The 24,742-nt window shown below is 52.2% G+C and carries 23 protein-coding genes; all 23 read left to right on the forward strand.

Annotated features, from left to right (window positions below; genetic code table 11):
• Window positions 1-59 precede the first annotated feature (59 nt).
• Window positions 60-941: a phosphate ABC transporter substrate-binding protein gene (locus EKM83_RS05670; protein ID WP_125575664.1), complete on the forward strand. Its 882-nt coding sequence runs from the start codon at window positions 60-62 to the stop codon at window positions 939-941.
• 1 nt (window position 942) lies between these two features.
• Entirely contained in the window at window positions 943-1,872 is a 930-nt protein-coding gene (gene pstC, locus EKM83_RS05675; protein ID WP_125575665.1) for a phosphate ABC transporter permease subunit PstC, read from the forward strand.
• On the forward strand, window positions 1,872-2,756 hold the full coding sequence (gene pstA / locus EKM83_RS05680) for a phosphate ABC transporter permease PstA (protein WP_125575666.1): 885 nt from the start codon (window positions 1,872-1,874) through the stop codon (window positions 2,754-2,756). The genes pstC and pstA overlap by 1 nt, the downstream gene beginning before the upstream one ends.
• A gap of 43 nt (window positions 2,757-2,799) precedes the next feature.
• On the forward strand, window positions 2,800-3,594 hold the full coding sequence (gene pstB, locus EKM83_RS05685; protein ID WP_125575712.1) for a phosphate ABC transporter ATP-binding protein PstB: 795 nt from the start codon (window positions 2,800-2,802) through the stop codon (window positions 3,592-3,594).
• Window positions 3,595-3,608: 14 nt separating this feature from the next.
• Window positions 3,609-4,367 carry a phosphate ABC transporter ATP-binding protein PstB gene (gene pstB / locus EKM83_RS05690; protein ID WP_125575667.1) on the forward strand — a complete coding sequence of 253 codons (759 nt, stop codon included), beginning with the start codon at window positions 3,609-3,611 and terminating at the stop codon, window positions 4,365-4,367.
• An 11-nt stretch (window positions 4,368-4,378) separates the two neighbouring features.
• Window positions 4,379-5,059 (forward strand): phosphate signaling complex protein PhoU, encoded by a 681-nt coding sequence (gene phoU, locus EKM83_RS05695; protein WP_125575668.1) that lies wholly within the window; start codon window positions 4,379-4,381, stop codon window positions 5,057-5,059.
• 378 nt (window positions 5,060-5,437) lie between these two features.
• Entirely contained in the window at window positions 5,438-5,770 is a 333-nt protein-coding gene (locus EKM83_RS05700; RefSeq protein WP_125575669.1) for a PspC domain-containing protein, read from the forward strand.
• Window position 5,771: 1 nt separating this feature from the next.
• Window positions 5,772-6,143 carry a phage holin family protein gene (locus EKM83_RS05705; protein WP_125575670.1) on the forward strand — a complete coding sequence of 124 codons (372 nt, stop codon included), beginning with the start codon at window positions 5,772-5,774 and terminating at the stop codon, window positions 6,141-6,143.
• 80 nt (window positions 6,144-6,223) lie between these two features.
• Window positions 6,224-7,159 (forward strand): HPr(Ser) kinase/phosphatase, encoded by a 936-nt coding sequence (gene hprK / locus EKM83_RS05710; protein ID WP_125575671.1) that lies wholly within the window; start codon window positions 6,224-6,226, stop codon window positions 7,157-7,159.
• Window positions 7,160-7,164: 5 nt separating this feature from the next.
• Window positions 7,165-8,028: a prolipoprotein diacylglyceryl transferase gene (gene lgt / locus EKM83_RS05715; protein ID WP_125575672.1), complete on the forward strand. Its 864-nt coding sequence runs from the start codon at window positions 7,165-7,167 to the stop codon at window positions 8,026-8,028.
• Window positions 8,029-8,043: 15 nt separating this feature from the next.
• Window positions 8,044-9,057, forward strand: coding sequence for an NAD(P)H-dependent glycerol-3-phosphate dehydrogenase (locus EKM83_RS05720; protein WP_125575673.1), 1,014 nt, complete (start codon window positions 8,044-8,046; stop codon window positions 9,055-9,057).
• Window positions 9,058-9,092: 35 nt separating this feature from the next.
• Complete coding sequence (gene galU / locus EKM83_RS05725) at window positions 9,093-9,998, forward strand: UTP--glucose-1-phosphate uridylyltransferase GalU (protein ID WP_125575674.1); 906 nt, start codon at window positions 9,093-9,095, stop codon at window positions 9,996-9,998.
• A 70-nt stretch (window positions 9,999-10,068) separates the two neighbouring features.
• The gene (trxB, locus tag EKM83_RS05730; protein WP_125575675.1) at window positions 10,069-11,004 is read left to right on the forward strand and encodes a thioredoxin-disulfide reductase; all 936 of its coding nucleotides are present in this window, start codon (window positions 10,069-10,071) and stop codon (window positions 11,002-11,004) included.
• Window positions 11,005-11,318: 314 nt separating this feature from the next.
• A complete protein-coding gene (locus EKM83_RS05735; protein ID WP_125575676.1) occupies window positions 11,319-11,957 on the forward strand; it encodes a YfbR-like 5'-deoxynucleotidase in 639 nt (212 codons plus the stop codon).
• Window positions 11,954-12,475, forward strand: coding sequence for an acetyltransferase (locus tag EKM83_RS05740; RefSeq protein ID WP_125575677.1), 522 nt, complete (start codon window positions 11,954-11,956; stop codon window positions 12,473-12,475). Before EKM83_RS05735 ends, EKM83_RS05740 begins: the two co-directional genes overlap by 4 nt.
• A gap of 173 nt (window positions 12,476-12,648) precedes the next feature.
• Window positions 12,649-14,655 (forward strand): excinuclease ABC subunit UvrB, encoded by a 2,007-nt coding sequence (gene uvrB, locus EKM83_RS05745; RefSeq protein WP_125575678.1) that lies wholly within the window; start codon window positions 12,649-12,651, stop codon window positions 14,653-14,655.
• 20 nt (window positions 14,656-14,675) lie between these two features.
• The gene (uvrA, locus tag EKM83_RS05750; RefSeq protein WP_125575679.1) at window positions 14,676-17,558 is read left to right on the forward strand and encodes an excinuclease ABC subunit UvrA; all 2,883 of its coding nucleotides are present in this window, start codon (window positions 14,676-14,678) and stop codon (window positions 17,556-17,558) included.
• A 382-nt stretch (window positions 17,559-17,940) separates the two neighbouring features.
• Complete coding sequence (locus tag EKM83_RS05755) at window positions 17,941-18,486, forward strand: HdeD family acid-resistance protein (protein ID WP_125575680.1); 546 nt, start codon at window positions 17,941-17,943, stop codon at window positions 18,484-18,486.
• 328 nt (window positions 18,487-18,814) lie between these two features.
• Window positions 18,815-19,840, forward strand: a complete 1,026-nt coding sequence (locus EKM83_RS05760; RefSeq protein ID WP_125575681.1) for a DUF6287 domain-containing protein — start codon at window positions 18,815-18,817, stop codon at window positions 19,838-19,840.
• Window positions 19,841-19,996: 156 nt separating this feature from the next.
• Window positions 19,997-21,652 carry an FAD-dependent oxidoreductase gene (locus tag EKM83_RS05765; protein WP_125575682.1) on the forward strand — a complete coding sequence of 552 codons (1,656 nt, stop codon included), beginning with the start codon at window positions 19,997-19,999 and terminating at the stop codon, window positions 21,650-21,652.
• A 241-nt stretch (window positions 21,653-21,893) separates the two neighbouring features.
• A complete protein-coding gene (gene rapZ, locus EKM83_RS05770) occupies window positions 21,894-22,778 on the forward strand; it encodes an RNase adapter RapZ (protein ID WP_125575683.1) in 885 nt (294 codons plus the stop codon).
• Window positions 22,775-23,788: a gluconeogenesis factor YvcK family protein gene (locus EKM83_RS05775; protein ID WP_125575684.1), complete on the forward strand. Its 1,014-nt coding sequence runs from the start codon at window positions 22,775-22,777 to the stop codon at window positions 23,786-23,788. Before rapZ ends, EKM83_RS05775 begins: the two co-directional genes overlap by 4 nt.
• A 2-nt stretch (window positions 23,789-23,790) precedes the next feature.
• Complete coding sequence (gene whiA / locus EKM83_RS05780; RefSeq protein WP_125575685.1) at window positions 23,791-24,729, forward strand: DNA-binding protein WhiA; 939 nt, start codon at window positions 23,791-23,793, stop codon at window positions 24,727-24,729.
• The last annotated feature ends 13 nt before the right edge of the window (window positions 24,730-24,742 follow it).

A 24,742-nucleotide genomic window follows, 5' to 3' on the forward strand; every position in this document is an offset into this window, starting at 1 on the left:
TATACTAAATTTTGAAATGGTTGGGCCAAAGACGCGCAACCGATTTAGGAGGTTACGGTATGTCGAAAAAACGCTGGGTGCAGGGCCTGGTCTTGGTGGTGCTGGTAGCGCTAGGAGTTTTTGCCTACCAGACACGGCAGGTCAGTCATGCGGGAGAATCAATCACCGCAGTGGGCTCTACTGCGCTCCAACCCTTAGTTGAAGCCGCTGGCGAACAGTATACGGGCGAACACCTGGGCACGTTTATTAACGTCCAAGGTGGGGGAACGGGGACTGGTCTCAGTCAAATTCAAGAGGGCGCCGTGCAGATTGGGGATTCCGACCTGTTTGCCGCTGAACAAAAGGGGATTCGGGCCAATGAACTGGTCGATCACCGGGTGGCGGTCGTGGGTATCACCCCCATCGTGAATAAGCGGGTGGGCGTGCAAAATCTCTCGACGCACCAACTGATTCAGGTCTTTACGGGTCAAGTGACCAACTGGAAACAAGTTGGCGGCGCTGACCTCCCCATCGTTTTGATCAACCGGGCGCAAGGTAGCGGGACCCGCGCGACCTTTGAACAATTTGGGCTGATGAAACACCGCTCTAAAACAGCGCAAGAACAAGACTCTTCCGGTATGGTCCGCTCAATCGTGGCGACCACGCCGGGGGCCATTAGTTACGTGGCGTTTTCTTACGTGGACCGGACCGTGCAGGATGTTTCCTTGAACCACGTCGCCCCTACGGAAGACAACGTCACCACGAATAAATGGCCTATCTGGTCTTATGAACATTTATATACCAAAGGCCAGCCCACGGGCTTAACCAAAGCCTTTATCGCCTACGTCCAGTCTCCCGCGATTCAAAAAACATTGGTCCGCCAATTGGGGTACTTGTCCCCCAACCAAATGACGGTGGAACGCAATGCAACGGGACACATTACCCAGACGGGAGGCGCGTAGAATGAAGAGTACCCAACAATTAGAACGACAATTAAAGCGGCGCTCCAAGGCCGCCAAACTAGAAATCTGGGGCCGACTGATCAGCTTAACGGCGCTCCTGCTCATCGTGGCAGTGGTCGTGGGCATCATCGGTTTTGTGGCCTCAAAGGGGATCGCGACGTTCACCAGCAACCACGTTAACCTGTGGGACTTCCTGTCGGGCAAAAACTGGAATCCTGGTATCACGGATGCTCACGGTAAGCCAGAAGTGGGCGCGTTACCGATGATCGTCGGGTCCTTCCTGATTACGATTTTATCTGCCATCGTGGCAACACCGTTTGCCATTGGCACGGCGGTCTTTATGAATGAAATTTCCCCGAATAAGGGAGCGAAGATTTTACAACCCGTGACGGAACTACTGGTGGGGATTCCTTCAGTTGTGTACGGGTTCATCGGGCTGTCCGTCGTGGTCCCAACCACGCGGGCCCTCTTCGGCGGCAGTGGGTTTGGGATTCTGTCCGGGACCTGCGTGCTGTTCGTGATGATTTTACCGACCGTCACGTCCATGAGTGCCGACGCCCTGCGCGCCGTGCCGCGGTATTACCGGGAAGCCTCACTGGCCTTAGGGGCGACTCAGTGGCAGACCATTTACAAGGTCGTGTTACGAGCTGCCACACCGGGCTTGATGACGGCCGTGGTTTTCGGGATGGCGCGGGCCTTCGGTGAAGCCTTAGCCGTTCAAATGGTGATTGGGAACGCCGCGTTGATGCCAAACAGTCTGGTATCGCCGTCGTCCACGCTGACGTCAGTGCTGACCACGGGAATTGGGAACACGGTCATGGGGTCACTGCAAAACAATGCGCTGTGGTCACTGGCCCTCGTACTCTTACTGATGTCATTAGTCTTTAACTTAATTATTCGCTTGATTGGTCGAAAGGGGCGTTTGCAATAATGAATTCGAAAACGCAAAACAAGGTGGCCATTGGCGGCCTGTATGGGATCGCCGGTTTCGTGGTTCTCATCTTGCTGGCCCTGCTCGGCTTCATCCTGGTGAGTGGGGTGCCACAGTTGAGCTGGCATTTTCTGACCGCACCGGGCAAAGCCTTCCTGAAAGGTGGGGGTGTGGGCGTTCAGCTCTTTAACTCCTTCTATCTGCTAATTCTCGCCATGCTGATTTCCTTTCCAATTGCCCTGGGCGCAGCGATTTATCTGTATGAATACGCCAAGGACAATTGGCTGACGACCACGATTCGCACGGCGATTGAAATTCTGAGTTCGTTGCCATCCGTGGTCGTCGGACTCTTCGGCTTTCTGTTCTTCGTGGTCAAATTACACCTGGGCTTCTCGATTCTCTCCGGGGCCTTTGCCCTGACGTTCTTCAACCTGCCCCTGCTGACGCGGAGCATTGAAGACTCGCTGCGGACCATTAGTGATGTCCAACGCGAAGGGGGCCTGGCACTGGGCTTATCACGTTGGGAGACCGTTTCGCGGGTGATTTTACCCGCCGCGGTGCCCAGCATTTTAACCGGGGTCATCCTCAGTGCCGGTCGGGTCTTTGGCGAAGCGGCCGCGTTGATTTACACGGCCGGCCAAAGCGCGCCAGCCCTGAACTTTGCCGACTGGAACCCGTTCAATATTTCCAGTCCGTTGAACCCGATGCGACCTGCCGAAACGTTGGCAGTCCACATTTGGAAGATTAATTCTGAAGGCATCATGCCGGACGCCAAGGCCATCTCATCCGGGTCGTCGGCCGTGTTGGTGATTGCCATCTTACTATTTAACTTTGCCGCCCGGTATTTGGGCAAACGCTTGTACAAACGCCTGACGTCGGCGTAGAGGAGGTTAGCCCATGTTTGTCAATAACGATGTGACCAATGCCATGGCCAAAGAAGACCGGCACGTCATCAAATTAACTGACCCGGAGCATCCGGTGATCTTGTCAACGGAAGGCCTCCACGTGTATTACGGCAAGAAGGAAGCCCTGTTTGAAGGGGACTTGCAATTTGCCAGTAACCAGATTACCGCATTGATTGGACCATCCGGTTCCGGTAAGTCCACGTACTTGCGGTCGTTGAATCGGATGAATGACCGCATCGCCACAGTGACGGGCAAAATCATGTACCGTGGGGTGGACATCAACCAGCCAGACATCGACGTCTACGAGATGCGGCGGCGAGTGGGGATGGTGTTTCAACGACCGAATCCATTTGCCAAATCCATCTACGATAACATTGCCTTTGCCTTGCGCTTACGTGGGGTCACGGATAAGCATCAACTGGATGAAATCGTGGAGACGTCGTTGAAACAAGCCGCGCTTTGGGAGCAGGTCAAAGATGACCTGAACAAGAGCGCCTTAGCGCTATCTGGTGGGCAGGCCCAGCGGCTGTGTATTGCCCGAGCCATCGCCATCAAGCCAGATATCTTATTGCTAGACGAGCCGGCCAGTGCGCTGGATCCGGTGTCGACCGGGCAACTGGAAGACACGTTGTTGTCGCTCAAGGCGCATTACACCATTATCATTGTGACCCACAACATGCAACAGGCCGCGCGGATCAGTGAATATACGGCATTTTTCAACCAGGGGCGGGTGTTGGAGTACGACACCACGAGCCATATTTTTACCAATCCGTCGGTTCAGGTGACCAGTGATTATGTTTCGGGGAACTTCGGTTAAGAGGAGGAAGAATAATGAAAGAAGAAATTTTGACGACGCAGGACCTGCATTTGTACTACGGGGACAAAGAAGCGCTGAAGGGCATCAATCTGAACTTCGATGAGAAGGGCATCACCGCACTGATTGGCCCTTCCGGTTGTGGCAAGTCCACGTATTTGCGGACGCTGAACCGGATGAATGATTTGATTCCCAACGTCACGATTACTGGGACCATCAAATTCAAGGGAAGCGACTTGTACGCGCCCAATGCGGACACCGTTCAGATTCGTAAGGAAATCGGCATGGTCTTCCAGCAACCGAATCCCTTCCCATTCTCCATTTATGACAATGTCATCTACGGACTACGGATTGCCGGGGAAAAGGACAAGGAAAAGCTGGATGCCGTCGTTGAAAAATCCCTGCGCCAAGCGGCCGTGTGGGACGAAGTAAAGGACCATTTACACGAAAGTGCCTTGGCCTTGTCTGGTGGGCAACAGCAACGGGTCTGCATCGCGCGGGTCTTAGCCGTTTCCCCCGAAATTATTCTACTGGACGAACCAACCAGTGCTTTGGATCCCGTTTCCAGTAGTCAAATTGAAGCAACTCTCTTGAATTTACGCCACGATTATACGATTATTATTGTGACCCACAACCTCCAGCAGGCTTCGCGAATTGCGGACCGGACCGCGTTCTTTATGAACGGGGAGCTGATTGAAGTGGATCAGACCAAGAACATTTTTATGAACCCAGCCAACAAGCAAACTGAAGATTACATTAGCGGTCGCTTTGGGTAAGGAGGAAGTCTATGCGCAGATTATTTGATGATGAGCTAGCGGATTTAGACGCAGATTTTACGGAAATGGGGATGCTCGTCAGCGAGACCATCGAACAGGCGGTGAACGCGTTCACCAATCGCGATGCTGTCGCTGCCCAGCGTTTGATCGATCATGACCATAAAATCAATGAGCGGGAAATCGCGTTAGAGAAAAAGACGTTTGAAATGATTGCATTGTACCAACCCGTGACGACGGATCTACGCGAAATCGTCACGATTCTAAAGGCAGTTTCTGAATTGGAACGGGCCGGCGACCACGCGCGAAACATTGCGCACGCCGCAATTAAGTTTGGCACGAAGCAAAAGATTCCCGTGCTCGAGCAGCTCATGAATCAAATGGGACAAATGACCACGCAAATGGTCAAAGACGTGTTGACGGCGTACGTCAACAAAGACGAGCATCAAGCCCGGCAGTTGGCCGACGTTGACCGTCAGCTTGACCAATTGAATCACCAGGTACGCGCCAATAGTTATGAGCAAATGCGCCTGGACCCCGCGTTTGAGACGGGGGCGTCCATCTACTTGAATGTGGCACAGGACCTCAGCCGCATCGGGGATTACGTGACCAACGTCTGTGAATGGGTGGTCTACCTGAAGTCAGGGCAGATCATTGAGTTGAATACGGCGAGTCAGGATAGTCCTAGCGAATAGGCATAGCTGATTTCGCCCGGAGAAGTTTAATCTAAATTGAAGATTTACCCGAACGGCCACTGAAGACTTGCTTTCAGTGGCCGCTTTGGGTATTCTTGCCCTAGCGAGTGTCTTTGGGCTGGTTACGTTGTTGGGCCGGCCGCCTATCGTCCGCCAACTATGGGTTGGAACGCGGTGGGCGGACCGGACCGAGCCTGAGAAACGGTCTCGGCCTCGCTTTGAGCCGATGGCCCACGTCTCTGGCCTCATAGCCGAAACGTGTACCAACAGGCAACTGTCACGAGATTTTGACCAGAACCAGGGTGATTACTGGATTTACCCCTGGTCTTTCGGATATGATAGAAACACTAAAACTTACTTTCAAAGGAGTGTCCGCCTATGGCAGAGAAAAAACGTTTAGTCCGTTCCCGCACGAACCGCTTAGTCGGCGGGGTATTGGGCGGCTTTGCAGAATATTTTAATTGGAATGCCAATTTATTACGCTTGATTTACGTCCTGGTGTCCTTAGCGATTCCGACCCACGGGGTGCTGGGCTTACTGGTGTACGTGGTGGTCATGACCTTCATGCCGCTGGACGATTCACGGCCCAACACGCCTAACTTCCGTGACTTATTTCGAGGAGGCTCTGCGTCACCGCAGGAACCGGATCGTAAGGTCATTCACGATGTCACGGAACAAGATGTGAAGGACCATCACAAGGACGGTGAGTAGCATGCGGTTTTGGCCGAGAATTTTTGTGAATGCTTTTATCTTTTTGGCCCTAGCCGGCTTTTTCCAGAGTTCGCTAGCCGGTGGGTTTCAAAATAGCTTCTACGTCTCCAGCGTCTGGATCGCACTGCTGGCCAGCTTCGTGTTGGCATTGCTAAATGCCGTGGTGAAGCCGATTCTGTTTGTGTTGTCGTTGCCAATTACGATTCTCACGTTGGGCTTGTTCAGCGTGGTGCTTAACGCCATCATGCTGGAGTTGACCTCGTGGTTTGTGGGCAGTAACTTTGCCTTCAGTTCATTTGGCACGACGTTGATCATTGCTATCATCATGTCACTGTGCAACGCGATTATCAGTGACCACTTTGCGCGAGCGTAAAACCGGTTTAATTTGGTGGGAGTTCCCACGTGAAAGTGCTAAAATTAGAGTAGTTTACTATGCAGTAAGGAGGAGCGCCCATGACAGAAAGTGTCACGGTGGCCGAGCTCGTCAAAGCCAACCGCTTAGATGTGTATTCCGGCGAAGAAAATCTGAATCGGCAGATTACGACCAGTGATATTTCCCGACCAGGTTTGGAATTAACCGGTTATTTTAACTATTATCCAGCAAAACGGGTTCAACTGCTGGGAATTACCGAAACGTCCTTTGCAAAGGGCATGAGTCATAAGAAGTTACTCGACGTGATGCGGAAGATGTGTCAGCCGGAGACCCCGGCATTTGTGATTTCGACGCAGCTGGATCCGCCCGAGGAATTGAAACAATCCGCTGATGAGGCGGGGATCCCTATCTTGGGGACCAAGCTGACCACGTCGCGGGTCCTCAGTAACATGACCAACTTCTTGGAAGGCAAACTCGCGGAACGTCAGTCCGTTCACGGGGTCTTGGTCGACATCTATGGGGTCGGCGTTATGATTACCGGCGATTCTGGTGTCGGTAAGAGTGAAACGGCCTTGGAGCTGGTTAAACGGGGGCACCGACTGATTGCCGATGACCGGGTCGAAGTTTACCAGCAAGATGAACAGACCTTGGTCGGCGCTGCGCCAGCCATCTTGAGTCACCTGCTAGAAATTCGGGGGATTGGGATCATCGATGTCATGAACCTGTTTGGGGCTGGTGCGGTCCGCAGTGAAACGGATATCGACTTGATCGTGCACCTGGAGCTGTGGAAGGATGACAACCATTTCGATCGGCTGGGCAACAATGACGAATCGCAACGGTTTTTCGATGTGGTCGTCCCGAAAATCAGCATTCCCGTCAAGACTGGGCGTAACCTGGCCATCATCATTGAAGCCGCGGCCATGAACTTCCGCGCCCGCTCAATGGGGTATGATGCCACCAAAGTCTTTGACGAAAACTTAAAGCGCTTAATTAAGCAAAACGGAAATAAATCATAAGGGAGATGGGCGTTATCTTTTCACCTATTGTGGCGGCGCTTAACCCCATCGCCATTCATCTGGGGCCGATTGCGGTCCACTGGTACGGCGTCATCATTGCGACCGGGGTCATCATTGCGGTGACCTTGGCCGTTCGTGAGGGTAACCGGCGCGGTATCAAATCTGACGACATTTACGACATGATTCTGTGGGCCTTGCCAGCAGCCTTGATTGCGGCGCGAGCCTATTACGTCATCTTTCAGTGGCCGTATTATCAGCAGCATCCGGGCGAGATTATTGCCATCTGGGATGGCGGAATCGCCATCTATGGCTCGCTGATTGGGGCCGGATTGGTAGTGTACTTTTTCTGTCGCTCCCGGTTCATCCCGGTCTGGTTGATGCTCGACGTGGCCGCACCAACGGTCATCTTGGGTCAAGCCATCGGTCGCTGGGGAAACTTTATGAATCAAGAAGCCTTCGGGCGGGTCACCAGTCTGGCCTTCTTGCAGGGCTTACATTTGCCTAACTGGATTATCAATCAAATGCTGATCAACGGGGCTTATCGCCAGCCGACCTTCTTGTACGAGTCGACCTGGAGCTTGATGGGCTTCGTGGTGTTGATGAGTCTGCGGCATTATCCGGGGCTGTTCAAGCAAGGCGAGGTCTTCTTAGCCTACGTCATGTGGTATTCGTTTGGCCGCTTCTTCATCGAGGGGATGCGGACGGACAGCCTGATGTTGTTCAGCGTTATTCGGGTGTCACAACTGTTGTCAGTCGTCTTGTTCGTGGGGGCCTTGATCATTTGGTTCACGCGGCGCCGGTCAGCCACGCCGCCCATTGCCTACCTAGACGGCAATCCGTTCCAAGAAAAAACTAATCTTTCTAAATAAGGAGAATCCATTACTATGTCAGAGAAAATTGCAGTACTCGGTGCCGGTTCATGGGGATCAATCTTAGCGAGCGTTTTGGACGAAAATGGTCATGACGTCCGCCTGTGGTCGTACAATCCTAAGCAAGTTGAGGAATTAAATACGCAGCACACGAACACGCATTACATCAAAGACTTTACGTTTTCTCCGTCGTTAGTGGCTTACTCCGACTTGGCGAGTGCCCTCGACAACGTGGATGCCATCTTGTTCGTGGTACCAACCAAGGCTATTCGTTCCGTGGCGGCGCAAGTGGCGACGATTTTAAAGGAAAAGAACTTGCAGCCGGAACTGATCCATGCCAGCAAGGGGATTGAACAAAAGACTTACAAGCGCTTGTCACAAGTCTTGGAAGAAGAGATTCCGGCAGAAAACCGCAAGGCCGTGACGGTCGTTTCGGGGCCGAGCCATGCTGAAGACGTTGCCCGCAAGGATATCACCTTGGTAACGGCGGCTAGCTTGAGCCCAGACGCAGCGAAATACGCACAAAAATTATTCATGACATCTTACTTCCGGGTCTACACCAACCCCGACATCATTGGGGTCGAAATTGGGGCTGCGTTGAAGAACATCATTGCACTGGGAGCCGGGGCCTTACACGGATTGGGCTACGGCGACAATGCTAAGGCGGCCTTGATGACCCGGGGCTTGGCCGAGATTTCACGGTTAGGGACTTCGTTTGGGGCGGATCCCATGACCTTTATCGGCCTGTCTGGTGTCGGCGATATCATCGTGACCGCTACCAGTGCCAACTCACGGAACTGGCGCGCCGGTGACGAACTGGGTCGCGGCGAGAAGCTCGACGATGTCATCAGCCATATGGGCATGGTGATCGAAGGGTTGGCCACGACGAAGGCTGCCTACGAACTTTCGCGTGAACGGGGCGTTTCCATGCCAATCACGGAAGCCATTTACCAAGTGATCTATGAGGGCAAAGACATTCGTACGGCCATTTCTGAGCTGATGCAACGTGAAGGTCGCTCTGAGTTTTAAAATTTTCTGGGGATACGAGGAAGGATAGTTTACTTATGAGAAAAGTTAGAAAAGCTGTGATTCCAGCCGCGGGTTTAGGGACGCGTTTCTTACCGGCCACCAAGGCGCTGGCCAAGGAAATGTTACCGATCGTAGACAAGCCGACGATTCAATTCATCGTTGAGGAAGCGCGGAAATCAGGAATCGAAGACATCGTCATCGTTGATGGCAAGTCCAAACGGTCCATCGAAGACCATTTCGATTCCAATCCGGAACTGGAAGCCAACCTGGAAGCCAAGCACAAGGACGAACTCTTGCGGCAAGTCCAAGAAACCACGGGGATGAACTTGTACTTCATCCGGCAACCGTACCCCCGCGGCTTGGGGGATGCGGTCTTGACTGCTAAGGCCTTCATTGGTGACGAACCGTTCGTTGTCATGCTAGGTGATGACATGACCGACAGTAAGGTGCCGCTGACCAAGCAATTGATGGACCGGTATGAACAGACGGGGGCCTCAACGCTGGCCGTTATGCGGGTCCCACACAAGGATACGGCTAAGTACGGGGTCATCAACCCGTCTGAAGAGACCGCTCCTGGTCTGTACAACGTCACGAACTTTGTGGAAAAGCCACAACCTGACGAAGCCCCGAGCGATTTGGCTATCATTGGCCGCTACCTGTTTACACCAGAGATTTTTGAAGCGCTGGAAAACACGCCGGTCGGCTTGGGCAACGAATTACAGTTGACCGATGCCATTGATAACCTGAACAAGACGCAACGTGTGTTTGCCCACGAGTATACGGGCAAGCGGTTTGACGTCGGCAATAAGTTCGGCTGGATCCAAACGAACATTGAATATGGTTTGAATCATCCGGAAACCAAAGACCAACTGCGGGCCTACATTAAAGAGCTGGGTGCCAAGCTCAGCAAGGCCGATGAAAAAACTGCCAAGGCAAAATAGGTGACAAACTTACTTTTTAATAGTAAAGTGGACGTTATCATCAAGGCATGAGTGGAAGGGAGCGTTACGCTTGAAGAATTATGATGTAATCGTGATTGGTGCTGGCCCCGGTGGTATGACGGGCGCACTGTACGCTTCACGGGCAAACTTATCCGTTTTAATGTTGGACCGCGGGATTTATGGCGGCCAAATGAACAACACGGCGGCAATTGAGAACTACCCAGGCTTCAAGTCCGTCCTCGGACCCGACTTGGCTAAGGACATGTACGAAGGCTCAACGCAATTTGGCGCTGAATTTGCTTACGGCAGTGTCGAAGCAATCGAAGACCACGGCGACCACAAGGTTGTTAAGACCGACGACGGTGATTACGCTGCCAAGGCCGTTATCATCGGCACGGGTTCCGAGTACAAGAAGCTCGGCGTACCTGGCGAAGATAAATTTGGTGGCCGGGGTGTATCCTACTGCGCGGTCTGCGATGGCGCGTTCTTTAAGAACCGGGAAGTCGCAGTCGTTGGTGGCGGGGACTCCGCGGTTGAAGAAAGTCTTTACCTGGCTGGGTTAGCTTCCAAGGTCACGGTCTTTGTTCGGCGCGACCAATTACGGGCCCAAAAGATCTTACAGGACCGAGCATTTGCCAATGACAAGATTGAATTCGTTTGGAACACGAACGTTACGGAAATCTTGGGCGACGACATGAAGGTCACGGGTGTGGCCATCAAGAACAACCAAACTGGCGAGACCGGTGAAAAGGCTGTGAGTGGGGTCTTCATTTACGTGGGGAACCTGCCAATGACGGACGCCTTCAAGGACCTGGGCATCACTGACGATGCCGGCTGGATTAAGACGGACGAACACATGCAAACGGCTGTTGCTGGCATCTTCGCCATCGGTGACGTGCGGCAAAAGGATTTGCGGCAAATCACGACGGCGGTTGGCGACGGTGGTATCGCGGGCCAACAAGCCTTCAGCTACATCGAAGACTTAAAGGCTGCGGCCGCAAAATAATTGAGTTGAACGAATGGCAATTGCTGGGGTTTCCTGGCAGTTGCCATTTTTTTACGCTCAAAGGATAGTGTTTTTGACTGCTGAGAGACTCGTGAGTTTTACGAGGCTTTCAAGCGAACCGGAAGCCCGTCCCTTAGGCTGGAGGTGTCCCGCAGAGCAGGCGGAACCCCTAACAGCCGTAGGCGCTGGTTTGTGTTATCTTCAGGCAATGATTTGTGTTAAGAATGCAGGGGAGAATAGATGAATTCGACCGGGGAAAAGTGGTAAGCTGAAAGCAATCAATTAACACGAAAACAAAGGAGCTGACGTGAACCATGGGAATGAACCAATTTTTGCAAAGCTTGAGTGATTTGGAAACGATTGACCGGGCCCCCGGTTACTTTAAGTTTGAACAACACTCGGTGGCCGCCCACTCATTTAAGGTGGCGGAAGTTGCCCAATTCTTGGGGGATGTCGAGGAGCAAGATGGCCACGAGGTCAATTGGCGCTTGCTTTACGAGAAGGCTTTGAATCACGACTACACGGAGCGGTTTATCGGCGACATCAAGACGCCAGTCAAGTACGCGACGCCCCAACTCCGCCAGATGTTGGCTGACGTGGAAACGTCACTGACGGCTAACTTCATTAAGAATGAAATTCCCGAACAGTTCCAAGCCGCCTACACCCGGCGGTTGGGTGAAGGGAAAGACGACACTTTGGAGGGGCAGATTCTCTCCGTTGCTGATAAGGTCGACCTGTTGTACGAATCCTTTGGTGAGATTCAAAAGGGCAATCCAGAACCCGTCTTTACCGAGATCTATCGGGAGAGCCTCAGCACGATTTTGAAATTTAAGCAGATGGCCTGTGTACAATATTTCTTGTCGGCCGTCTTACCCGAAATGCTGTCGGCGGACTTCAGTGACCGGCAGAAACTGGCCGAGTTAACGGATCAGCTATTGGAGGCTAAACAGTGAAATTAGCAGAAGTATGGAATCAACATCTGAGTGGCGCCACGGTGCGGCCCTTAACGCATGCTGATGACGATTTGATCTATCAGTTTCAAGCGGCGCATCCGGCCTACTTTGCCCATTTTCAAGACCATCCCGTGACTCGGCAAGAAGCCATTCAAGACGTGACCGACGTGCCGTTGAACGCCTTACCAGAGCAAAAGGCCTACCTGGGCATTTTCCGCGATGACCAATTGGTCGTGTTAGTCGACCTGATTATTGACTACCCGTTGCCTAGTCTGGTGTGGTTGGGCATGTGGCTACCGGCCAAAACATTGTCCACGGCTGATTCCGCGACCTTTTACGCGAGCTTAGTGGCAACGCTCAAGGAAGCCCAAGCCGTCCAACTGCAGCTGAGCGTCTTCATGGGCGACCGGCAGATGCAACAATTTTGGACCGACCAAGGCCTGACCGCGATGCAGACCACGGCTGTTGTGCGTGGCGAACGGGTCGCCAACGTGACGATTTACCAAGATAAATTTTAAGTAGGTCGTCAAACTGGCGAAAGTATGTTCGGTATGGTAGAATATTTGAGCGTGATGAGTTTGGATTTACGTCCAGACTCTTTTTGCGATTGACGCCGATTTGAGCTTAACGGCTGGAATTTGGCATAAAAAAATTTCTAAGTGTAAACGGTACAGTAGGGAGGTTACCATGCATGATTGATCGACAAACGGACCGCAAGTTTGAGCTGGTTTCTAAATACAAGCCTACCGGCGACCAGCCGCAAGCCATCAAGCAATTGACTGATGGTATTGAAAGCGGCGAGAAGGCCCAGATCCTGTTGGGAGCCACGGGGACTGGGAAGACGTTCACCATTTCTAACGTGATTAAAAATGTGAACAAGCCCACATTGGTCTTGTCCCATAACAAAACGCTGGCGGGTCAACTTTACGGGGAGTTCAAACAATTCTTCCCCAACAATGCGGTGGAGTACTTTGTGAGTTACTACGATTATTATCAACCGGAAGCTTACGTGCCTTCGAGTGATACTTACATCGAAAAGGACTCGTCGATTAACGATGAAATCGATAAATTGCGCCACTCCGCGACCAGCTCCTTGCTGGAACGTAACGACGTCATCGTCGTGGCCTCCGTTTCCTCTATCTTTGGGTTAGGGGACCCTACGGAATATAAAAATCACGTGGTCTCACTACGGGTCGGCCAGGAAATCGAACGTGACGCGCTGCTGCGAAAATTGGTCAACATTCAATTCGAACGCAACGACTACGATTTTCAACGGGGCCGTTTCCGGGTTCACGGCGATGTCGTGGAAATCTTCCCCGCTTCACGGGACGAACGCGCGCTGCGAATCGAGTTCTTTGGCGACGAAATCGACCGGATTCGCGAAGTCGATGCGTTGACTGGCGAAATCGTTGGCGACCGCGAACACGTGGCCATTTTCCCGGCGACCCACTTTATGACTAACGATGACATCATGGCCAAGGCCACGGCGGGCATCGAAGGCGAACTGAAGGACCGCGTGGCGGAATTGGAAAATAGTGGCAAGTTGTTGGAAGCCCAACGACTCAAGCAACGGACTACCTATGACCTGGAAATGATGCGGGAAATGGGCTACACCAGCGGGATTGAAAACTATTCGCGGTGGATGGACGGTCGTAAAGCGGGCGAGCCACCGTACACGTTATTGGACTTCTTCCCCAAGGACTTCTTGCTAGTCGTCGATGAGTCTCACGTGACGATGCCACAGGTCCGGGGGATGTACAACGGTGACCGGGCCCGGAAGCAACAGTTGATCGACTACGGCTTCCGCCTGCCTAGCGCGCTGGACAACCGGCCCTTAAAGTTAAATGAAGTGGAAGACCACATCAATCAAGTCGTCTACATGTCGGCAACCCCTGGCCCTTACGAAGAGGCCCAAACGGATCACGTGGTGCAACAGATCATTCGGCCGACCGGCTTGTTGGATCCCACCATTGAGGTGCGGCCAATCATGGGTCAAATGGATGACCTGGTAGGCGAAATCAATGCGCGTGTCGAGAAAAATGAACGGACCTTTGTCACGACACTGACCAAGAAGATGGCCGAAGACTTGACGGATTACCTCAAAGATCTGGGCATCAAGGTGGCCTATTTGCACTCGGATATCAAGACGTTGGAGCGAACGGAGATCATGCGTGACTTGCGATTAGGTAAGTACGACGTCTTGGTCGGCATCAACTTGTTGCGGGAAGGCATCGATATTCCTGAAGTTTCCTTGATTGCCATTTTGGATGCCGACAAGGAAGGATTCTTGCGTAACGAACGGTCGCTGATTCAAACGATTGGTCGGGCGGCGCGGAACTCACACGGGCACGTCATCATGTACGCAGATACGGTCACGGAATCGATGCAAGCGGCGATGGATGAAACGGCACGGCGGCGGAAGGTTCAAATTGCTTATAACCAGGAACACGGGATTACGCCAACCACCATCATCAAGCCAATTCGGGACTTAATTGCGGTCACGAAGAAGAACGATGATACCGATGAGAAGGATGACTTCGTGGCGAGTGATTTTGAGGACATGGATAAGCCAGACCAAGAAAAGCTGATTGCCCGGTTGGAAGACGAAATGCGGGCGGCAGCCAAGAAGTTAGACTTCGAACAGGCCGCGTCATTGCGGGATACGATTATGGATATGAAGACCGAGATCGGTGATTAGGGAAGTAAGGAGATTTCAATTTGGTAAACGATAAAATCGTGATTCACGGGGCTCGCGCCCATAACTTAAAAAATATTGACGTGACGATCCCCAAGAATAAATTGGTCGTCATCAGTGGCCTGTCGGGTTCTGGGAAGAGCTCACTGGCGTTTGACACGCTGTACGCGGAAGGCCAACGCCGTTACGTGGAGAGCTTGTCGTCTTATGCCCGCCAGTTCTTGGGGCAAATGGATAAGCCGGACGTCGACTCCATTGATGGGTTGAGTCCCGCTATTTCTATCGACCAGAAGACGACTTCTAAGAACCCGCGGTCAACCGTGGGGACGGTCACGGAGATCAACGACTACCTGCGCCTGTTGTGGGCCCGGGTCGGCACACCAATCTGTCCCAATGACGGCACTAAGATCACCAGTCAAAGTGTGGAACAGATGGTCGACCAGGTCTTGGCGCTGCCCGAACGGACGAAGATGCAGATCTTGTCGCCCATCGTGCGGGCCAAGAAGGGCCAACACAAGAAGATTTTTGAAAAGATTCAACGGGAAGGCTTCGTTCGGGTTCGGGTCGATGGCGAGACCATGGACATCAGTGAAGTTCCCGAACTCAACAAGAATCAAAACCATGATATTGCTATCGTCATTGACCGGGTCGTGGTCAAGAAGGGCATTCGTTCACGGTTATTTGATTCCTTCGAAGCGGCTTTGCGCTTGAGTGGCGGTTATGCCATCGCGGATTTGATCGATGGCGACCCCATGATTTTCTCCGAACACTACGCTTGCCCCGTTTGTGGGTTCACAGTGGGTGAATTGGAACCGCGGCTGTTCTCCTTTAACGCGCCCTTTGGTGCCTGCCCGGATTGTGATGGCTTAGGTGTGAAATTGGAAGTCGACTTGGACCTGGTCGTTCCAGACAAGACCAAGACGTTGCGTGAAGGGGCCTTAGAGCCTTGGAACCCGATCAGTTCGCAATACTACCCAGCCTTGCTTGAACAGGCTTGTGCCGCCTTTAACGTCGACATGGATACCCCCTTTGAGCAGCTGTCTAAGACTGACCAAGCCTTGGTCCTCTATGGGTCACAAGGCAAGGAATTCCATTTCCACTACGAAAATGACTTCGGTGGGGTCCGCGACGTGGACGTTGAATTCGAAGGGGTCATTCCCAACGTCAACCGGCGTTACCACGAAACCAACAGCGACTTCACCCGCGATGTCATGCGCAAATACATGACCGAGTTGACTTGTCAGACCTGCCACGGCTTCCGGTTGAACCGTCAGGCCTTGAGTGTCAAAATCAACCACCAACACATCGGTGAGGTCTCTGACTTGCCGGTCGAAAAGGAATTGGCCTTCTTCCAGGACTTGAGTTTTGGCGAACAAGATGCCGTCATTGCCCAACCCATTTTGAAGGAAATTCGCGACCGGTTGACGTTCTTACGCAACGTGGGTCTGGACTACCTGACGCTGAGTCGTTCGGCGCGGACGCTATCTGGTGGGGAAGCGCAACGGATTCGGCTGGCCACGCAAATCGGCTCTAATCTGTCCGGGGTATTGTACATCTTGGATGAACCCTCGATTGGGCTACATCAACGGGACAATGACCGGTTGATTGCGTCCTTGAAGCAGATGCGGGACCTCGGTAACACCCTGATCGTCGTTGAACATGACGAGGATACCATGCGGGCTGCCGACTACATCGTTGACATCGGCCCGGGTGCCGGGGAAAACGGTGGTCACGTGATGGCTGCCGGGACGCCTAAGCAGGTCATGCGGTCACGTAAGTCCTTGACGGGCCAGTATTTGGCCGGAAAGAAATACATTCCGGTCCCACTGGAACGGCGGACTGGTAATGGTAAGGAGATTCGCATCACGGGCGCAGCGGAAAACAATTTGAAAGACATCACGGTTGATTTCCCATTGGGCGAATTCGTGGTGGTCACTGGGGTCTCTGGTTCCGGGAAGTCGACGCTGGTCAACACCATTTTGAAACGGGCGTTGGCACAGAAGTTGAATCACAATTCGGAAAAACCCGGGAAATATAAGTCGATTGCTGGCGTGAAGAACATTGAACGACTAGTCGACATCGACCAAAGCCCCATCGGCCGGACGCCACGGAGTAACCCGGCGACCTATACGGGGGTCTTTGATGATGTGCGGACGCTCTTCGCCCAAACCAACGATGCCAAGCTACGGGGCTACCAAAAGGGGCGGTTCAGTTTCAACACCAAGGGTGGTCGGTGTGAAGCCTGCCACGGTGACGGGATTTTGAAGATTGAAATGAACTTCTTGCCCGACGTTTACGTGCCTTGCGAAGTTTGTCACGGCACGCGGTACAATTCCGAGACGTTGGAAGTGGAATACAAGGGTAAGAATATCTCTGACGTGTTGAACATGACGGTCAGCGAAGCCCTGAAGTTCTTCGAAGCCATTCCCAAAATCACCCGGAAGCTCCAGACGATTCAAGACGTCGGCTTGGGCTACGTGAAGTTGGGCCAACCTGCCACGACTTTGTCCGGTGGGGAAGCCCAACGGATGAAGTTGGCTTCCGAACTGCACAAGCAACAGAACGGGAAGAACTTCTACATCCTGGACGAACCGACGACGGGGCTGCACACGGATGATATCAAACGCCTGTTGACGGTGCTCCACCGGTTGGTCGATAAGGGCAACACGGTGTTGGTCATCGAACATAACTTAGATGTGATCAAGACGGCGGACCACCTGATCGACTTAGGTCCTGAAGGTGGGGAAGCCGGCGGAAACGTGGTCGCCACGGGCACGCCAGAAGAATTGGCGGAGGTCGCCGAGAGTTACACGGGTCAATACCTGAAGCCGATTTTGGAACGCGATACCGCGCGAACCAAGGAAGACCAGGCTACGACCAAGGCGAAACCAGCCAAGACCAAGTAAACTAATTGTAAATTTAGCGGCAAACGACTACCTGCGGGTGGTGGTGCGCCGCTTTTTTGGTACGATGACTAGGGGGGGAAGATAGCCAGAGGAACAGCTGGTTAACGAAAGATTGAAAGTAGCATTAATGCGACAATTCCCGAAATGACAGCATCTTGTTCACTAAAATTAGCTAAACCAGGAGCCTGAGTTCACTAATTTAATGAACAGCCAGGTCAGAAATGCGGCCAGTCATCAAAATGTCACAGACGGGTGGTAGCGTTGATGGTTCACGGTTTAACGGCCGCGTGATTGTACCCCGAACTTGTCGCGGCGTTGAAAAACCAGTACAATGGTTGAAAACCAGTCAGCACATGGCTGGTGTTGTGAGGAGATTTTGCCAATGTTTAATATGAATCGTGCCCGTTGGGGATTTGACTGGGGCGAGTTCATTCTCGGTATCCTATTTATCGTTGCCGCGGTTGGACTGTTGCGCTCCCCGAAGATTGGCCTGACAGGGTTAGCTATTATTTTTGCGTTCATGGCTCTCTTAAGTGGGTTGACCACGATTGCCGGGTATAAGAAATTGCATGAAGCGACGGGGATTCGGGCGAACTTCGCTCTGGTCTTTGGGATTTTAGATATCCTGATCGCCGTCGTGTTCTTCTTTGACATGAACAGTGCCATCGTGACGTTAGGTTACCTATTTGCTCTGTGGTTCATCTTTGATTCCGTGGAACGTCTATTGGTGGCCAGTCATTTACGGGACTTCGGTGGCCTGTGGTTCTGGCTGTCCGTGATTTTGGACGTCATCAGTCTGATCATCGGGATTATGTTGTTCATTCACCCGGTGGCCGCAGCCTTGTCACTGAACGTGTTGATTGCGTTTTTCTTCGTCATCTTTGGCATCAACGCCATTTGGATTGCGATTGCGCGCAGTCGGTCTTAATTCAGAATTTTGTAGCAGTTGTGGCTTAGGTCATGGCTGTTTTTTTGTTGGCTAAGATTGGGTGTGCTCAGCCCTTCTAGCCACCTTTTAGAGGGAATAGAAAGTAGCAGTGAAAAGTATTCGGAACGATGAGGACCTGGAATACCAGGAAAATAGCCAATCAGATAGTAATAAAATTATGTTGAAAATTTATTTAATAATATCAACGTTTTACCTTTTGACCATTGCTGCTTGATTTAGTATGCTGGTAGCAATCGCGTAATCCGGGCATGTCGCTGGGGGCGCACTAACGGTTTCGTTAAATAATGCGTGTCGGAGGGGTGGAATAATGCAGAAGCGTTATCTGGTAGTTATAGCATTACTAGTGCTGACAGTTACCATCACTGGGTGTGGAACGGCCAATGAGAATAATAAAGTAGTGGGACCTTATGAAACAAAGATTGCGACAATCAATCGGCAGGCTAGGGCAATTAAAACTGAAGGTTCCATTCAGAAACAAGTGGCGGCTTTGAAGAAGCTTGAGAGGGCGTCAACAAAATATCAACGAGGTCAGAAAAAAACGCAGCAAGTGACGCTGGTCTATCAAAACACGATTAAAGAAATCAAACAGCTAATCCAAACTGAGAACTTACAAAGATTAAAACGACAAAGTCCAGCGAGATTCGACAAAGAAACCCCAGACAGTCTTGAAAGAAAAAATGCGGCGCTCAAAGACCTGAAATCCGCGTTGATTGCCCAACGGGGTGTGGTTTATACGGCATCGGCCTTGAAGAAACTTATTGTGCGGGTTGATAAACAAATCCTCAAGAATCGATTGCGGGCTAAGGTCCATGGTGAAGGGCATCGAAAGCCAGTAGCAGGTGAATCTAGTAGAAAATCCGCTGATTTACGCACGATGAATTTTCATCAACTTAAAGCCGGTGATTACTCGTCACTAATGGGGTCATGGAAAGAGGTTGGCGAAGGGTTTAATGCATCAGATGGCAAGGGTCCTCGCTGGCGATCGAGACCATCCGGGGTAAAGTTAACGGTGTCAAACGCGTCATTGAGTGACGGGACTGTCCTTCTTCGCCCCGTCGGAAATGGGCGTGCGACACTGACAGAAATCGATGCTCCCGAAGAGACCGTTGGGAAACCAGGTAAGATGGAACTTCAAGATAATCAGGATTTTACCAAGGGCGATGTGTTAACGGTCGAGGAAAGCTTAGGGGTGAATAGTTGGACGATAGACTTTTTCCCTAGAGGTTCATATGAAAAAGACTGGCCAAGTTATATTAATCCTAATAAAGAACATATTCAGATGGGGCATACGCATTTTTGGGAAGTCTTTGAACGGGAGTGGGCAGGAAAGTGAACCACGGTAAAGTAGGATTGCGGCCTGCTTCGTTGACCACAGAAAGTGTTACCCCCAAAAAAGCAATTTGCCGGGTAAATTAGTTGCGTCCCACTTGGACCGGTATATACTGAATGGCATAACGTTCTAGATGTGCATTATGAAAGGAGCTTGGTCATGAAAGTTGTGATTGTCGGGGGCGTCGCGGGTGGTATGTCTGCGGCCACGCGGTTACGCCGGTTAGATGAAACGGCTGAGATCATCGTGTTGGAGCAGGGGCCGTATGTGTCGTTTGCTAACTGTGGGTTGCCATACTATCTTAGCGGGGAAATTCAGGATCGTGCTGACCTGATTGTTCAGACGCCAGCAAAACTCAAGCAGCGTTTCAATATTGACGTGCGTGTCAATCAACGGGTCACCGCGGTGGCCCCCGACCAGCACCAACTCAGTGTGCAGGTTGCCGGCCAAACGGTCACGGAGACTTACGACAAGCTCATTTTAGCTCCCGGAGCCGTGCCAATCGTGCCGCCACTACCTGGACTGGCTACGGCGAAAAATGTCGCGACTTTGCGGAACATTCCCGATTTGGACCACATCATGGCCCAACTAAACGAAACGGCGGCGCGGACGGTCACGCTGGTGGGCGGTGGTTTCATCAGCTTGGAGATGGCCGAGGCCTTGCGTCAGCGTGGATTAGCCGTGACGGTGGTGGAACAAGCCACGCACATTTTGCCACCGCTAGACGAAGAGATGGCAGCTTACGTGCAACAAACGCTAGCACACCATGACGTCCGGGTCATTACTGGCCAAGCCGTAACGGCCATTAAAGCTGCAGGACGGAAGTTGATTTTGAGCGATCAAACACAGTTACAAACAGACCTGACGATTCTGGCCGTGGGCGTGCGGCCAGCGACAGATTTTCTAGCAGATAGCGGCCTCAAATTGGGTTTGCACGGTGGCATCGAAGTGGATGACACGTATCAGACTAGCGCGGCGGATGTTTATGCCGTGGGGGATGCCATCGTGGTTCGCAATCAGGTATCCGGTCAACCAGATTTGATTTCGCTGGCTTCACCGGCCAATCGGCAGGGCCGTCAAGTGGCGGACAACATTGCCGGTTTACCGCATCACAATCGAGGAAGCGTCGGCACCGCCATCGTCCGGGTATTTGATATGGCCGCTGCCATGACGGGACTAAATGAGGCCGCTTTACAGGCCCAACACTTACCTTACAAAGCCGTTCATTACCGCGGCAGTGACCACGCTGACTACTTCCCTGGGGCCCAAACGTTGGTACTCAAACTGTTGTTTAATCCGCAATCCGGGGAACTTTATGGCGCTCAGGCGGTGGGCCATGGTGTCGCTAAACGCATCGACGTTTTGGCAACCGCCATCAAGGGACACCTGACCGTCGCGGACCTGCCAGAACTGGAATTAAGTTACGCGCCGCCGTTTGGTTCAGCTAAGGATCCCGTGAATCTGGTCGGTGACATGGCCCAAAATATCGTGGATGGCCTGAGCAACAATCTGCAGTGGTCGGAACTACCGGCTGCGACAGTTGCTGGACGGCAATTGCTTGACGTTCGTAATCCCGACGAACTAGTCGCCGGTCGGTTTCCCGAGGCCATCAACATCCCCCTGGACCAATTACGGCAGCGACTCGCTGAACTGGATACCAATCAGCCGTACATCGTTAGCTGTCAAAGTGGCCACCGTAGCTATGTGGCCGAACGCATCTTGAAACAACACGGCTTTGACGTCATCAATCTCGACGGCGGTTTTTCACTGTACCACACGGTTCGCCCGGACGAATTGTTGTATGACGAACAGTAGGTGACCAGTGCCGACACTTATACGAACGAAATCCAATCGCTAGTTGTGACCCCCAAATCCGTGAACTTTAAACTTTCTTAGGAACTAAGCAGGGTAACGCCGAAGGTCTCGTGGACCTGACCAGCAAATTCAACGGCCAAACCGACCAAAATTGACTTAATTTAAGAGAATTGTTAGGAAAAGACACACCCGGTGTGTTATACTGCTTAAAGATTGTTTTCGAAAGGAGCGGAGAAGAGCCATGACTGAAGATATTCGGTTGGTGATCATTACCGGGATGAGTGGTGCCGGCAAGACCGTCGCCATGCAAAGTTTTGAAGATTTAGGCTACTTTTGTATTGATAACATGCCCCCTTCGCTACTACCCAAGTTTTGGGACTTGGTGCGGGAATCGGGTAAATTATCTAAGATTGCCTTAGTGATCGATTTACGTTCGCGTGCCTTTTACGACGAAATCGTCCGCATGCTCAATGATGTGGCGGTGCATGGCACCATGAACGCCCAGGTCCTCTTCCTGGACGCATCGGATGAAGAGCTGGTGTCGCGTTACAAGGAGACCCGGCGTTCACACCCCTTGGCCCGCAACGGTCGGGTGATGGAGGGGATTCAGCGCGAGCGGAAATTGCTGTCGCCGATTCGGCAGGCGGCTCAGCTGGTGTTGGATACGACCAACCTCAGTCCGCGTAAGCTCCGTGAAGAGATTTTCCACAATTACGAAACAGAAACGACGAATTCCTTTCACATTGAGGTGATGTCGTTTGGGTTTAAATACGGGCTACCGATCGATGCCGATATCGTCATGGATGTGCGGTTCTTACCGAACCCGTACTATCTGCCAGAATTACGCGAACAGACTGGCTTAGACCAACCCGTTTACGATTACGTGATGAATCAGCCGCAGACCGAGGAATTTTACCAGCAATTCTTGGGGTTGTTACAGACCATCGTGCCGGGCTATAAAAAAGAGGGAAAGTCTAGCCTGACGGTGGCTATTGGCTGTACCGGGGGGCAACACCGGTCCGTTGCGTTAGCACAGCGCATTGGTAAGGCCTTAGGGGACACCTATCCTGTCCACGTGACCCATCGTGACATCAACAAGCGAAAGGAGTCCGCTAACCGATCATGAGAGAACTAAATAATAGCCGCCGCCCCAAAATCGTGGTCATTGGCGGTGGTACCGGACTCCCGGTCATTTTACGCAACCTGCGCGACCAAGACGTCGACATCACGGCGGTGGTCACGGTTGCCGATGACGGGGGTTCTTCCGGCATCATTCGGCATTACGTTAACGTGGTGCCGCCTGGTGATATTCGTAACGTCATGGTGGCGTTGGCGGAAGTGCCAGACATTTATAAAGACCTGTTCCAGTACCGGTTTGAAACGACGGATGATTTCTTTGCGGGTCACGCGATTGGCAATCTGATCATTGCCGCCTTGTCGGAAATGAAGGGCGGTATTTTTGATGCCGTTCAGGAGTTATCACAACTGATGCGGGTCAACGGGCACATTTTCCCGGCCGCAGACGAACCACTGGAACTCCACGCCCAGTTCGCGGATGGCAGTACCCTGAGCGGCGAGTCGGAAATCACGGCCGCCCACAAGCTCATCAAACGGGTATGGGTCGAGACTAGCGACCATCACCAACAGCCGCAAGCGGTTCAGCCAGTGATCGACGCCATCATGAATGCCGACCAAATCGTCTTGGGACCAGGAAGCCTGTTTACCAGCATCCTGCCCAATCTGATGATTGAAAGTGTCGGTAACGCGGTCAAGGAGACGTCGGCGGAAGTCGTTTACATCTGCAATATCATGACGCAGAAAGGTGAAACGGAAAACTTCACCGATGCCGACCACGTTCGCGTCTTGAATCAGCATTTAAACACGAATTTTATTGACACAGTCTTGGTCAACACCCGTAAGGTGCCTGACCAATACATTGATTACCAACGCTGGGACGAAATGTCTCAACCGGTGCGGCATGACTTTCAGGGACTCCGTGATCAGGGGTGCCGGGTCATTTCGACCGACTTTTTACAATTACGCGATAATGGGGCTTTCCACAATGGGCAAGAGGTCGTGCATGAACTCTTGAACTTGATTGGCCAGCCACGTTACCGGATGAAACGGAGGCCTTAACGGTGTCGTATGCCAGTGAAGTCAAAAAAGAATTAACCACCCTGGAGGTCCATCGAGACAACGCCAAGGCTGAATTAGTCGCCTTGATCCGGATGAACGGGGCCCTTGGGTTAGCCAATCACCACTTTGTCTTGAATGTCCAAACGGAAAATCCGGCGATTGCTCGGCGGATGTATCAGTTACTCAAACAATTTTACGATTTGGAAAGTGAGTTGCTGGTGCGGCGCAAGATGAAGCTCAAGAAAAATAACCTGTACATTGTGCGGGTCAAGACCGGTGTGACGGAAGTCCTATCCGACCTGGGCATCTTTGACGGGATGCAGCTGTTAGAGTCCGTTCCGGATGAAATCTTAAACGATGACATGCGGGTGCGCTCCTATCTGCGTGGGGCCTTTTTGGCTGGGGGATCCGTCAACAACCCCGAGACCAGCCGCTACCACCTGGAAATCTACTCCCTATACGAGGAGCACAACCAGATGATTGCGGAAATGATGAACCGCTACGACCTGAACGCACGGACCATCGTGCGCCGGAGTGGCTACATCACGTACTTGAAGGGGGCCGAAAAGATTGCCGACTTCTTGTCCTTGATTGGCGCCACCACGGCCATGTTGCGGTTTGAAGACGTCCGTATCATGCGGGACATGCGTAACTCGGTCAACCGGCTGGTGAACTGCGAGAACGCTAATTTGGACAAGGTCGCTAACGCCTCGACGCGGCAGATCGATAACATTCAGTTTATCGCGGCCACGGTCGGCTTAGGCCAATTACCAATCAAGTTGCGCGAGGTCGCCGAGGCCCGGATGGCCCACAAAGAAGTGAGCTTAAAGGAACTGGGCGACTTGGTTCCCGGCGGCCCCATTTCCAAGTCCGGGATCAATCACCGCTTACGAAAAATCAACGACTACGCCAAACAGCTTCGTGAGGAAGCCACGGCGTAAAGTCAAAGCGACG

This window comes from Levilactobacillus angrenensis (assembly GCF_003946085.1).
Taxonomy (GTDB): Bacteria; Bacillota; Bacilli; order Lactobacillales; family Lactobacillaceae; genus Levilactobacillus; species Levilactobacillus angrenensis.